Origin of the sequence: Candidimonas humi, from assembly GCF_019166065.1 — a bacterium.
GTDB classification, from domain to species: domain Bacteria; phylum Pseudomonadota; class Gammaproteobacteria; order Burkholderiales; family Burkholderiaceae_B; genus Candidimonas; species Candidimonas humi.
On sequence record NZ_JAHTBN010000002.1, the window covers coordinates 256265 to 267963 of the forward strand.

The following is an 11699-nucleotide window of genomic DNA, read 5'->3' on the forward strand; positions in this document are numbered from 1 at the left end:
ACTCCTTAAGCCCCGACCTTGACCACGATGTGGCAGGTCTGCTTCTCGATACGGTTGCCGCGGCCTTTCGCACGCGCGGAGAAGCGCTTCATCGACTGGGCCTTGTCCACGTAGATGGTGGTGACCTTCAGCTCGTCGATATCGGCGGCATCGTTGTGCTCGGCGTTGGCGATTGCCGACTCGAGCGCCTTCTTGAGTATGCCGGCGGCCTTCTTGGGGGTGAAAGTCAGGATATTCAGGGCCTGCGACACCGACTTGCCGCGGATCAGGTCCGCAACCAGGCGAGTCTTCTGCGCCGAAATATGGACTCCACGAATGATAGCTGTAGTTTCCATCGCTTACCTCTTGGCCTTCTTGTCCGCGGCGTGGCCCTTGAACGTACGGGTCAGCGCGAACTCGCCGAGCTTGTGGCCGACCATGTTCTCGTTGATGTAGACGGGAACATGCTGGCGGCCGTTGTGCACGGCAATCGTCAGCCCAATGAACTCGGGCAGGATGGTGGAACGGCGCGACCAGGTTTTGATCGGCTTCTTGTCCTTGCCTTCGACGGCGGCATCGACCTTTTTGATCAGATGCGCATCGACGAACGGACCTTTCTTGATCGAACGTGACATGTTGTTCGCCCCTTACTTGCGCTTGCGACGCGAGACAATCATATTGTCCGTGCGCTTGTTACTACGGGTTCTGAAGCCCTTGGCCGGCGTACCCCATGGGCTGACCGGTTCCCGACCTTCGCCAGTGCGGCCTTCGCCGCCGCCATGCGGGTGATCGACCGGGTTCATGGCCACGCCACGAACCGTGGGACGCACGCCGCGCCAGCGCATTGCGCCGGCCTTGCCGATCTGGCGCAAGCTGTGCTCTTCGTTGCCGACTTCGCCGATGGTGGCGCGGCAGTCGATGTGCACGCGGCGCACTTCACCCGAGCGCAGCCGCACCTGGGCATACGTGCCTTCGCGGGCCAGCAGCACTGCCGAGGCGCCGGCCGAACGGGCCAGCTGGGCGCCCTTGCCGGGCAGCATCTCGATGCAGTGGAGGGTGGTACCCACCGGGATGTTGCGGATGGGCAGGGTGTTGCCGGCGCGGATCGGAGCCTCGACTCCGGAGACCAGCGTCGCGCCCACGGCCAGGCCGCGCGGCGCAATGATGTAGCGGCGTTCGCCGTCCGCATAGCACAGCAGTGCAATGTGGGCGCTGCGGTTCGGGTCGTATTCGAGACGCTCGACCTTGGCCACGATGCCGTCCTTGTTGCGACGGAAGTCCACCAGGCGGTAGTGCTGCTTGTGACCGCCGCCGCGATGGCGCACGGTGACGTGCCCGTTGTTGTTGCGGCCCGAGCCGCGCGATTGCTTCTCGACCAGCGAGGCCAGAGGTGCGCCCTTGTGCAGATTGGGGCTGACCACCTTCACCATGCCGCGTCGGCCGGCGGAAGTCGGCTTGACTTTCACGAGAGCCATTTAGTTCACCTCCGTAAAGTCGAGTTCCTGGCCGTCCTTGAGCGAGACATAGGCCTTGCGTTCGTTGCGGCGGCGACCCATATAGCGGCCGAAGCGCTTTTCCTTGCCCTTGCGGTTGAGCACCTGCACGGATTCCACTTCCACCTTGAACAGCAGTTCGACGGCGGCCTTGATTTCCGGCTTGGTGGCGTCGGCAGCGACGCGGAAAGCGACCTGGTGATTTTTTTCAGCGACGAACGTGGCCTTTTCGGTCACGATCGGAGCCAGGATAACTTGCATCAGTCGTTCGGCGTTCATCCCAGCATCTCCTCGAGTTGAGCGACGGCCGGCTTGGTGATCAGCACATTCTTGTAGTGGATCAGCGACAGCGGATCGGCGTAGCGCGGTTCGACTACGGCGACATGCGGCAGGTTGCGGGTGGCGAGATAGACGTTCTCGTCGACAGCGTCGGTGATGATGAGCACCGACTCCAGGCCCATGCCCTTGAGCTTGGCGGCTGCCAGCTTGGTCTTGGGGGCATCCAGCGCGAAGGTGTCGACCACGGCCAGGCGGTCTTCCCGCACCAGCTGGGAGAGGATCGCGCGTATGCCGGCGCGATACATCTTCTTGTTGACCTTCTGGCTGAAGTTTTCTTCGGGCGAATTGGGGAACGTGCGACCGCCTCCACGCCAGATCGGCGAAGAGGTCATGCCCGAACGGGCGCGGCCGGTGCCCTTCTGGCGCCACGGCTTCTTGGTGCTGTGCTTGACTTCGGCGCGGTCTTTCTGGGCGCGATTGCCGCTGCGGGCATTGGCCTGGAAAGCCACCACGATCTGGTGTACCAGCGCTTCGTTGAAGTCGCGGCCGAAAACGGTGTCGGCGGCGGCCACGGTCGCTGCGGACTGGCCCTGGTCATTCAGGAGCTTGAGTTCCATGGATTAGGCTCCTTTCTTGGCAGGCGCCTTGACGGCGGGACGCACGACGACGTCGGAGTTCTTGTGGCCCGGGACGGCGCCCCTGACCAGCAGCAGGCCGCGCTCGGCGTCGACACGCACGACGTCCAGGTTCTGGACGGTGCGGGTCGCGTCGCCCAGGTGGCCGGACATGCGCTTGCCGGGGAAAATGCGGCCCGGATCTTGCGCCTGGCCGATCGAGCCCGGCACGCGGTGCGAACGCGAGTTGCCGTGCGAGGCGCGTTGCGAACCGAAATGGTGGCGCTTGATGGTGCCGGCAAAGCCCTTGCCGATGGTGGTGCCCGTCACGTCCACTTTCTGGCCCGCTTCGAACACGCTCTCGACGGCCACCACGGAACCGGCCGTGAATTCGGCGGCGCGGGCGGGATCGAGACGGAATTCCTTGAGGATGCTGCCGGCTTCAGAGCCAGCCTTGGCATAGTGCCCTGCCAGCGCCTTGGTCACGCGCGTGGCGCGGCGGCTGCCGTAGGCCACCTGCACGGCGGCATAGCCATCGACTTCGGGCGACTTGACTTGAGTAACGCGATTGTTGGACACGTCCAGCACGGTTACCGGGATGGATTCACCTTCCTCGGTAAAAATGCGGGTCATGCCGACTTTGCGCCCCACGAGCCCCAGCCGGAAGGCGGCAGGCGTAGGTGTCGAATTCGACATCGTTTTCTCCATTCCCGACTGCGATTGGTCGGGGCTGATTGAGCATGATGCGCCAAACTGCGCGAACCACGGTTTGCAGGCTTCCTGCCTCGGGCAGCAGGCCTGGTAAACCCATCATGCGATTTTGATGTGTGCGTGGAAACTGTGCTGCAAGCCTTCGGGAGCAGCTCCGGGCAATGGACAAACCCCGCCCATAGCGCCTTAAAGGCTTGCCGCGCAATGCATCCACGCGCGCCAATAGCGGCCAAAAACCATGGCCAAGCTCGCAACTGTACCATAAATGGCCAAGCGTTGGCAAGGCCCCGCCAGCTGCTATCGCCGGCTCCCGCGGCAGGGTCCGCGAAGGCAGCCCTTATCCAGCCAGGAATTCCCGCAACACCGCCTCGAACCATAGCGGCCGTTCGAGGTGGGCCGCATGCCCGCATAGCGGCAATATGCAAAGATGCGCATTGCCCAGTGCGCGGTAGAGCTCCAGGGCGCTGGCCGGCGGGTGGCTGCGCTCGGCCTCGCCGCTCAACACCAGGGCCGGCGTGGCGCAGCTCCGCAGCTTGTCGGTGTAGTCGGCGTCCTGCGTGGCTTCGATGGCGGCCGCGGCCCCCTCCGCGCTCATTCCCGCCGCGGCTTCCAGGCAGGCGGCCCGGGCGGCGGTGCTGCGCTCGGCATCCGCGAACCAGGAATCCACCACCTTGCGGGCGGCGGCTTCGACGCCCTCGGCCCGCAACCCTTGCAGGGTTTGCGCCACGGTCTCGAAGCGCCGGCCGCGGTTCACGCTCAGGCCCGCGCCGTACAGTACCACACGGTCCAGCCTGTCGGGGTGGCGGCACAGCAGCTCCTGCACCACGAAGCCGCTCATGGAATGGCCGACGACATGCATGCGCTCAAGCCCCAACTCATCGGCCAGGCCGAACAGGCCGGAAGCGAAATCCTGCAGGCGGCGGTAGGGCGGCTGTCGGCCCGCGGCGCCGAAGCCGGGCCAGTCGGGGGCGATCAGGTCGAAATCGGCCTGCAGACTGTCCATGAGTCCCGACCAGAACAACGAGGAAGAAGCAAAGCCGTGCAGCAGGACTACCGCCGGCCCGCTCCCCTTGCGGCGATGGAACATGGCGGGCGCCCTCTCGGCCGCTCTTGGCTGGCGACTGCCGGAATTCAATTGATCTTCGCGCCGGAGCGGCGCACCACATCCTGCCAGTAGGGCGCCTCTTTCTGCAGGTCGGCCCTGAACTGCGCCGGCGTGCCCAGATTCACGAGAAAGCCCTGGGATTCGAGTTTTTTCTGTATGGCCGGGTCGGACAGCACCTGATGCAGCGCCTGCTGGATGCGGTCCACCACCGCCGAGGGCGTGCCCTTGGGCGCCGCCAGCCCCCACCAGTTGCTGACGACCGCATTGCCTATGCCCACTTCGGCAGTGGTGGGGACGTCGGGCAAGGCCGCGAAGCGCTTGGGCAGCGCAACCGCCAGCGCGCGCAGCTTGCCCTGCGGCAGGTAGGCCGAGGCGATGCCGTAGCCGCCTATGTAGACCTGGATCTGGTTGGCCAGCAGGGCCTGCACGCCGGGCGCGGAGCCGCGATAGGTGATTGCCGTCATCTTGCCGTGCACGGCTTCGGACAGCATCCAGCCGGACAGGGCCGGGGTGGTTCCGGCCCCGGGCGTGCCGTAGTTCAGGAGCCCCGGATGCTTCTCGGCGTAGGCCTTGAAGCCGGCGAAATCGTGCGCCGGCACCTGCGCGTTCAAGTAGATGAAGGCCGGCACGTCCGCCACCTTGGCGATCGGCTCCAGCGCCTTTAGCGGATCGAACCTCAACTTGTACAGATATTGGTTGATGACGAAATTATTGGTCGCGCCGAACAGCAGCGTATAGCCGTCGGGCGCCGCGCGCACCACCTCCTGGGTGCCGATATTGCCGCCCGCGCCGGACTTGTAGTCGAGGATCACAGGCTGGCCCAGCGCCTTGTTCAGCCCCGGCTGCAATTGCCTGAATATGAGGTCGCCCGCCGCCCCCGCGGAATACGGCAGCACGACGCGGATCGGATGATCCGGGTAGGCGGCCTGCGCCGCCGCGCTCGAACCCAGGCCCAGGACCGCCAGCCACACGCTCAAATATTTCGTCACGCCCATCTTGTCTCTCCTTCAAGTTCTGTCCTGGCGGGCCGGCTCGACCAAGCCTGCGGCTCTCCGGCCGGTCCGCGCGGCCTGCCAGCCCGGCAGGCGTCTACAGGTCGATGCGCATCAGATCGTGCGCCAGGCGTAGCGGACCCGCGTAGTTTTTGCGCAGGTCGCGCACGACCTCGTCCATCAGGTCGGGGCCCATCAGATCTATGGGCAAGTGATTGCCCGCTGCACGCTTGATCACCGGGCTGGTCGAGTCGAAATGGCCGAAATGCGTGGCCACCAGGCCGCGGACATTGGCGCGCGTGGCGATCTTGCCCAGCTCCAGGGGACTGGTGTGCGAATACGTGCCCACCCCCGATTTGGCGCGGTGCGCGAGAAACGACTCGGGAAAGGTGCACTCGTGTATCAGCAGATCGGCGTCCTTGGCCAGGCGCACCATGGCTTCGCAGGGCGCGGTGTCGCCGCTAAAGGCCACTACCTTGCCTTCCGCTTCCAGGCGTATGCCGAAACAATCCGTGATGTCGCTGGGAATGTGCTCGACCAAGTCGACAAAAATCTTCACGTCTTCGTCCTGGTAGATGAGGCCGGGCGCGACTTCGGTGACTGCCGGCCGCACCGCCTCGATGTTTTTCTGTCGCACGCCGTAGGCGGCACGCGCCTGGATATCGACGCGAAAGGCGCCATTCTCGAACGAATGGTCGACGAAGTCTTGCGTGCCGCGCGGCCCGTATACCTGCAGGCGGCCTTCGCGATTGAAGACCCAGCTCGACAGCACGAAGAATGGCAGGCCGCATACGTGATCGTAGTGCAAATGGCTGATGAACACCCAGCCCACGTCGGCCGGATTGATGTTGGCGCGCACCATCTGGCGCGTGGAGCCTTCGCCGCAATCGAACAGGTAGTTCTTGCCATTGTCCAGCGTGACAAGTATCGAGGACTGAGCCCGGTCGGGGTCGGGCAGGGCGGCGCCCGTACCCAGCATGGTGATCTTCAAGTGCGTCTCCAAAAGTCTGCGGGCCGGACCCGCATGCAATGCAATGCCGGGCCGCCCGGCGGAATCAAGGGATCAAAACCAGATCAAGAAGCTCTGACGGAAAACCGTTACGACGAGCCGGACTCGCCACAGATCCACGGCAGGCCCGCCTTCCGGGCGGCGCCTCCATGCGTAGGAAAAGCCAAAAAAATAATAAAGTACGGTTTTTGATACTTTATGCTTCAAAAAAATTTTGTCAATGGGTATTGGCCAGGGTTCCCGGCTCTATGCCCGGATGGAAGCGCGTCTCGACGGACAGATATTTGGCCGGATACAGCACCCGCGCCACGTAGACGACCTCCTGGTCCGCATTGCGCGCCACACGCAATGCCTGGGCCACCGCCGTGCCGATCTCCAGATGCAGGGTGCGAGCCGCCAGGGCGTCGGCGGCCCGTATGGTCAGGACCTGGGTGGCGGAATGGAGCTCTTCGCGGAAGTAGCGGTTCATGACGGGCAGCACGGGCTCGGCCTCGAATTCCGCCTTCTTGAGATCGGCCAGGCGCTTTGCCACGTAAACGGTATTGATGCTGTAGGGAATGTGATCCGTCCAGTTGACCCGCAAGGTCCACCAGTAGGACCCCGCCGACTGTTCCGGCACTTCGAGGGGCAGCGGGCCCACGCCGCTGTCCAGCGTCACGAAGCGCACTTTCAATTGCTCGATGTGCCGCACCAGCGACTGCCAGTCCGTGGGCAGCATCAGCCAGTGCTCTTTGGCGGCGTCGCCGATGACGAAGGTGCCCTTGCCGCGGGTGCGCTGGATCAGGCCTTCTTGTTCCAGTTCGTCGAGCGCGGCGCGCACGGTGGCGCGCGACACGCCGTATTCGGCCACCAGCTCGAGCAAGGTGGGGATGCGGGTGCCAACCGCCCATTCCCCCCGTTCCAGACGAGCCCTCAACACGTATTTAAGCTTGAGCGACAAAGGCAGGCGCGATTGCTTCCTGAGGGCCGTATGGAGATTTTCGATCATTCCGTCATGATTCTTGTTGAACAAGCTGTCATATTACAACTATCTCTCCGCGTCCGCGCCCGGCGCCGGCGGGCTCCAGCCGGGGCCGCGGGCCCGCATGAATTCCGCCACGAAAGGGCTGGCCGGCCGGTCCCGGATGTCGTCCGGCGTGCCAGCCTGCTCGACGCGGCCGTCGCGCAAGATGACGATATGCTGGCCCAGGCCCAGGGCCTCGTCGATGTCGTGCGTCACGAAGACGATGGTCTTGCGCAGGCTGCGCTGCAGCCCCTGCAGTTGCTCCTGGAGATCGCGGCGGATCAAAGGGTCCAGCGCCGAGAAGGGTTCGTCCATCAGCACGATCTCGCTATCCATGGCCAGCGCGCGCGCCAGCCCGACCCGCTGGCGCATGCCGCCCGACAATTCGTCGGGATAGCTGCGCGCGTAGCCTTGCAGGCCGACGCGCTCGAGCCAGTCCTGAGCGGCATGCTGCGCCCGGCCGGCGCCGTCGCCGCGCGCCCGCAGGCCGAAAGCCACATTTTCCAGCACGTCGAGATGAGGCATCAGGCCGAAACCCTGGAACACCATGCTGACGATATGGCGGCGCAATTGCCGCAGGCCCGCCGCATCCAGCCGCAGTATGTCGCGGCCGCCGATCAGGATTTTCCCGGCGCTCGGCTCGATCAGCCGGTTCAGGTGGCGCACCAGCGTCGACTTGCCCGAACCCGACAAGCCCATGATGCAGGATATGCGCCCCGCGGGCAGCGCCATATCGACCCCCGCCAGGCCTACGTGGCAGCCCATCCGGGCCTGCACTTCCTGCTTGGCGGCGCCGGCCCGCAGCATGGCCAGCGCACGCGGCTGCCGGGCGCCGCCGCCGAACACCTTGTATACCTCGCGCACCTCGATCGCGGCCTCAGCCATGCCGCCCCTCCTTTCCCGGGGAGCGCCGGCCGCGGCGCGGGCGGCCATAGGCTTGGGTAATGCGGTCTATCACTATCGCCAGCACGACGATCGCCAGGCCGGCCTGCAGCCCCCTGCCCACGTCCAGCGTCTGGATGCCCGCCAGCACATCCTCGCCCAGGCCGCGCGCGCCGATCATGGACGCCACCACCACCATGGCCAGCGCCATCATCGTCGCCTGATTGATGCCGGCCATGATGCTGGGCCGGGCCAGCGGCAGCATAACCCGCAGCAGCATCTGCCGGCGCGTGAGGCCGAAGGACTGCGCCGCTTCGACGATCTCGGCATCCACCTGGCGCAAACCCAAGGCAGTCAGGCGTATCAGGGGCGGCAGCGCATAGACCACGGTGGCCAACAGCGCCGGCACCATGCCCAGCCCGAACAACATCAGCACGGGAACCAGGTACACGAAACTCGGCAGAGTCTGCATGATGTCCAGCACCGGAGCCAGCAGCCGCTCCAGCCAACGGTAGCGCGCCGCCAGGATACCGGCGGGGATGCCCAGCACGACGGCGCATACGGTAGCCACCAGCACCAGGGAAAAGGTCTGCACCAGTTCTGTCCAGAGGCCGAGCGCGCCGATGGCATACAGGCCCGCCGCGCAGCATAGGGGCAAGATCCAGCCGCGGGAGGCCCGCCAGGCCAGCAAGGCGGCAAGCACCAGCAGCACCCATGGAGGCAGGCCCAGCAGTAATCGCTCCACGGGCAGCAACACCCACGCCAGGACGGCGTTGCTGGCGGCATGCAAGCCCGCACCGTAATCCTTGACCGCGGCGGTCAAGCGGCGGTTCACGTAATCGCCAAAGGACCACGTCGGAAAAATGGACTTGTGCCCCCCGGCCGCGACAGGCCGGGCTTGCGCCGCATGCGCCAGGCCCAGCGCCTGATCCAGCCGCCGCGCCCGCTCGGCGGGCATCCACGACTGCCATACGTCGCGGTGCGTGCGCAGGAAACCGTCGGCTGCCTGCTCGCCCGGCTCGTGGCTGCTGCTCATGGTGTAGATCATCATGTCCAGCAAGGCCGGCTCGAACTGCACATGGGCGAACAAGTCCATCAATTGCGGATTGCGCCGCGCGAACGGCGTCGCGACGGCGATGGCCAGGCGTGCGGTCAGGAAATCGGTTGGGCAGGGCTTGCCTTTGCCGCTGATCATGGCGTCCCAGCATGCCTGGTCGAAAGGCGGCATGCCGATCTTGTGGAACTTGTACTTCGCCATCAGCGCCGTCGGCTGCCAGTAATAGAACAGTATCGGCTTGCCGCGGTCGTAGGCCGAGCTGATGGCCGAGTCCAGCGCCGCGCCGGTGCCCGCCCGGAAATTGGTGTAGTAGCGGTCGAGCCCGAACAGGTGCAGGTAGCGCGTATTGAATTGCTCGCAGGTCCAGCCTATGGGGCAATTGAGAAAGCGGCCCTTGCCCGGGTCTTCGGGGTCGGTGAACAGCCCCGCGTAGCGCGCGAGCGAGCGCCAGTCGTCCAGGCCGGGGGCCTGGGCCCGGATGCCGCGCGCCGGATCGCCATGCACCACGTAGTCGGGCACGTACCAGCCTTGCTGCGCGCCGCCTTCGAGCGTATTGCCGACCATGCGCACGGTGCCGGCCTTGACGCCGCCTTCGATGATGGCCGAGCGGCCCGACCATTGTTCGGCTATGACCTGCAGATCGCCCTGCGTGAGCGCGGTCTCGGTGGCCGCCGGCGTGCCCGGCACGGTTTCGGTCTTGCAGCCGTATGCCTTGCGCAGGATTGCCTGCAGCAGGCTCATGGTGAAATCGGCGCTTTCCCAGCCCTGCTGCGCAAAGCGCACGGGCTGCCCGCCATTGCATTCGGCGGCCTGCGCATGGACGCAGCAGGCCGGCAGCAGGCACGCCAGCCACAAACCCACGCATGCGAGGATACGCGTCATGCCGCCTCCCGCGGATGTTTTTCTCTGCTTCTATAAGCAAAAACGCCATGCTCGAAAGCATGGCGTTTTCAAAGCTGACTGCAGGTACAGCTTACTGCAACGCGATTTCCACGTCCACACCGGCCGGCAGATCCAGGCGCATCAGGGCGTCCACGGTCTTGTCGGTAGGATCGACGATGTCCATCAGGCGCTGATGCGTGCGCATTTCGAACTGGTCGCGCGACGTCTTGTTCACGTGCGGCGAACGCAGCACGTCGTAGCGGCGGATCCGCGTCGGCAGCGGCACCGGGCCACGGACGACGGCGCCCGTGCGCTTGGCCGTTTCGACGATCTCGGCGGCCGACTGGTCGATCAGCTTGTAATCGAACGCCTTGAGGCGAATGCGGATTTTCTGGTTTTTCATGGGTGTTTCCTAAAGAACGAATGCGGCGGGAGCGAAGCGCCCCCGCCGAAGGCGGGCGAGTGGCTTACTCGAGGATTTTTGCAACGACGCCGGCGCCGACGGTACGGCCGCCTTCGCGGATCGCAAAGCGCAGCCCTTCTTCCATGGCGATCGGCGCGATCAGCTTCACCGTCATCGACACATTATCCCCGGGCAGCACCATTTCCTTGTCCTTGGGCAGGTCGATCGTCCCCGTCACGTCCGTCGTGCGGAAGTAGAACTGCGGACGATACCCGTTGAAGAACGGCGTGTGACGGCCGCCCTCTTCCTTGGACAGGATGTACACCTCGGCCGTGAAGCCCGTGTGCGGGTTGATCGAACCCGGCTTGGCCAGCACCTGGCCGCGCTCCACGTCTTCGCGCTTCGTGCCGCGCAGCAGAATCCCGACGTTGTCGCCCGCCTGGCCCTGGTCCAGCAGCTTGCGGAACATTTCCACGCCCGTGCACGTCGTCTTCTGCGTCGCCTTGATCCCGACGATTTCGATTTCTTCGCCGACCTTGATCACGCCGCGCTCGATACGGCCCGTCACCACCGTGCCGCGGCCCGAGATCGAGAACACGTCTTCCACAGGCATCAGGAACGCGCCATCCACCGCGCGCTCCGGCGTCGGGATGTACGTGTCCAGCGCCTCGGCCAGCGCCAGGATCGCCTGCTCGCCCAGCGGGCCCTTGTCGCCTTCCAGCGCCAGCTTGGCCGAGCCCTTCACGATCGGCGTGTCGTCGCCCGGGAAGTCGTACTTCGAGAGCAGCTCGCGCACTTCCATTTCCACCAGCTCCAGCAGCTCTTCGTCATCGACCATGTCCGCCTTGTTCAGGAACACGATGATGTACGGCACGCCCACCTGACGGCTCAGCAGTATGTGTTCGCGCGTCTGCGGCATCGGGCCGTCGGCCGCCGACACCACCAGGATCGCACCGTCCATCTGCGCCGCACCCGTGATCATGTTCTTCACATAGTCCGCGTGTCCCGGGCAGTCCACGTGCGCGTAGTGACGGTTCTTCGTCTCGTATTCCACGTGCGCCGTGTTGATCGTGATCCCGCGTGCGCGCTCTTCGGGCGCCGCGTCTATCTGGTCGTAGCCCTTGGCTTCGCCTCCGAAGGCCGCCGACAGCACCGTCGTGATCGCCGCCGTCAACGTCGTTTTGCCGTGGTCCACGTGACCTATCGTTCCCACGTTCACGTGCGGTTTGGTCCGTTCAAACTTGCCTTTTGCCATGATTTATCCCGTCAAATATTTTCAAGGAAAATAAA

Annotated in this window: 14 protein-coding genes; all 14 read right to left on the reverse strand. The window is 64.9% G+C overall.

The window, feature by feature from the left end; all coding sequences use genetic code 11:
• Positions 1–5 precede the first annotated feature (5 nt).
• The 14 genes from rplV to tuf all read right to left on the reverse strand — a co-directional run bounded on the left by rplV (position 6) and on the right by tuf (position 11664).
• Positions 6–335 (reverse strand): 50S ribosomal protein L22, encoded by a 330-nt coding sequence (gene rplV, locus KVP10_RS04630; protein ID WP_088602177.1) that lies wholly within the window; start codon positions 333–335, stop codon positions 6–8.
• Positions 336–338: 3 nt separating this feature from the next.
• On the reverse strand, positions 339–614 hold the full coding sequence (gene rpsS, locus KVP10_RS04635) for a 30S ribosomal protein S19 (RefSeq protein ID WP_132585649.1): 276 nt from the start codon (positions 612–614) through the stop codon (positions 339–341).
• A gap of 12 nt (positions 615–626) precedes the next feature.
• A complete protein-coding gene (gene rplB, locus KVP10_RS04640) occupies positions 627–1454 on the reverse strand; it encodes a 50S ribosomal protein L2 (RefSeq protein ID WP_217963300.1) in 828 nt (275 codons plus the stop codon).
• Positions 1455–1751: a 50S ribosomal protein L23 gene (gene rplW, locus KVP10_RS04645; RefSeq protein WP_217963301.1), complete on the reverse strand. Its 297-nt coding sequence runs from the start codon at positions 1749–1751 to the stop codon at positions 1455–1457. It lies immediately after the preceding gene.
• Positions 1748–2368: a 50S ribosomal protein L4 gene (rplD, locus tag KVP10_RS04650; RefSeq protein ID WP_217963302.1), complete on the reverse strand. Its 621-nt coding sequence runs from the start codon at positions 2366–2368 to the stop codon at positions 1748–1750. Before rplD ends, rplW begins: the two co-directional genes overlap by 4 nt.
• A 3-nt stretch (positions 2369–2371) precedes the next feature.
• Complete coding sequence (rplC, locus tag KVP10_RS04655) at positions 2372–3061, reverse strand: 50S ribosomal protein L3 (RefSeq protein WP_217963303.1); 690 nt, start codon at positions 3059–3061, stop codon at positions 2372–2374.
• Between the two features lie 352 nt (positions 3062–3413).
• Positions 3414–4163, reverse strand: a complete 750-nt coding sequence (locus KVP10_RS04660; RefSeq protein WP_217963304.1) for an alpha/beta fold hydrolase — start codon at positions 4161–4163, stop codon at positions 3414–3416.
• Between the two features lie 44 nt (positions 4164–4207).
• Positions 4208–5176 carry a Bug family tripartite tricarboxylate transporter substrate binding protein gene (locus KVP10_RS04665; protein ID WP_217963306.1) on the reverse strand — a complete coding sequence of 323 codons (969 nt, stop codon included), beginning with the start codon at positions 5174–5176 and terminating at the stop codon, positions 4208–4210.
• 94 nt (positions 5177–5270) lie between these two features.
• Positions 5271–6164 carry an MBL fold metallo-hydrolase gene (locus tag KVP10_RS04670; RefSeq protein WP_246600333.1) on the reverse strand — a complete coding sequence of 298 codons (894 nt, stop codon included), beginning with the start codon at positions 6162–6164 and terminating at the stop codon, positions 5271–5273.
• Between the two features lie 235 nt (positions 6165–6399).
• On the reverse strand, positions 6400–7170 hold the full coding sequence (locus KVP10_RS04675; protein ID WP_217963307.1) for a GntR family transcriptional regulator: 771 nt from the start codon (positions 7168–7170) through the stop codon (positions 6400–6402).
• Between the two features lie 39 nt (positions 7171–7209).
• A complete protein-coding gene (locus KVP10_RS04680; RefSeq protein WP_217963309.1) occupies positions 7210–8070 on the reverse strand; it encodes an ATP-binding cassette domain-containing protein in 861 nt (286 codons plus the stop codon).
• Positions 8063–10006: a glycine betaine ABC transporter substrate-binding protein gene (locus KVP10_RS21560; RefSeq protein ID WP_217963311.1), complete on the reverse strand. Its 1944-nt coding sequence runs from the start codon at positions 10004–10006 to the stop codon at positions 8063–8065. Before KVP10_RS21560 ends, KVP10_RS04680 begins: the two co-directional genes overlap by 8 nt.
• 91 nt (positions 10007–10097) lie before the next feature.
• Positions 10098–10409 carry a 30S ribosomal protein S10 gene (gene rpsJ / locus KVP10_RS04690; protein WP_013743964.1) on the reverse strand — a complete coding sequence of 104 codons (312 nt, stop codon included), beginning with the start codon at positions 10407–10409 and terminating at the stop codon, positions 10098–10100.
• 64 nt (positions 10410–10473) lie between these two features.
• Positions 10474–11664, reverse strand: coding sequence for an elongation factor Tu (gene tuf, locus KVP10_RS04695; protein WP_217963312.1), 1191 nt, complete (start codon positions 11662–11664; stop codon positions 10474–10476).
• Positions 11665–11699 lie beyond the last annotated feature (35 nt).

Bases quoted from the DNA above. Each gene is read 5' to 3' on its own strand.
- rplV (WP_088602177.1), bottom strand. From the start codon at position 335: ATGGAAACTACAGCTATCATTCGTGGAGTCCATATTTCGGCGCAGAAG.
- rpsS (WP_132585649.1), bottom strand. From the start codon at position 614: ATGTCACGTTCGATCAAGAAAGGTCCGTTCGTCGATGCGCATCTGATC.
- rplB (WP_217963300.1), bottom strand. From the start codon at position 1,454: ATGGCTCTCGTGAAAGTCAAGCCGACTTCCGCCGGCCGACGCGGCATG.
- rplW (WP_217963301.1), bottom strand. From the start codon at position 1,751: ATGAACGCCGAACGACTGATGCAAGTTATCCTGGCTCCGATCGTGACC.
- rplD (WP_217963302.1), bottom strand. From the start codon at position 2,368: ATGGAACTCAAGCTCCTGAATGACCAGGGCCAGTCCGCAGCGACCGTG.
- rplC (WP_217963303.1), bottom strand. From the start codon at position 3,061: ATGTCGAATTCGACACCTACGCCTGCCGCCTTCCGGCTGGGGCTCGTG.
- KVP10_RS04660 (WP_217963304.1), bottom strand. From the start codon at position 4,163: ATGTTCCATCGCCGCAAGGGGAGCGGGCCGGCGGTAGTCCTGCTGCAC.
- KVP10_RS04665 (WP_217963306.1), bottom strand. From the start codon at position 5,176: ATGGGCGTGACGAAATATTTGAGCGTGTGGCTGGCGGTCCTGGGCCTG.
- KVP10_RS04675 (WP_217963307.1), bottom strand. From the start codon at position 7,170: ATGATCGAAAATCTCCATACGGCCCTCAGGAAGCAATCGCGCCTGCCT.
- KVP10_RS04680 (WP_217963309.1), bottom strand. From the start codon at position 8,070: ATGGCTGAGGCCGCGATCGAGGTGCGCGAGGTATACAAGGTGTTCGGC.
- KVP10_RS21560 (WP_217963311.1), bottom strand. From the start codon at position 10,006: ATGACGCGTATCCTCGCATGCGTGGGTTTGTGGCTGGCGTGCCTGCTG.
- rpsJ (WP_013743964.1), bottom strand. From the start codon at position 10,409: ATGAAAAACCAGAAAATCCGCATTCGCCTCAAGGCGTTCGATTACAAG.
- tuf (WP_217963312.1), bottom strand. From the start codon at position 11,664: ATGGCAAAAGGCAAGTTTGAACGGACCAAACCGCACGTGAACGTGGGA.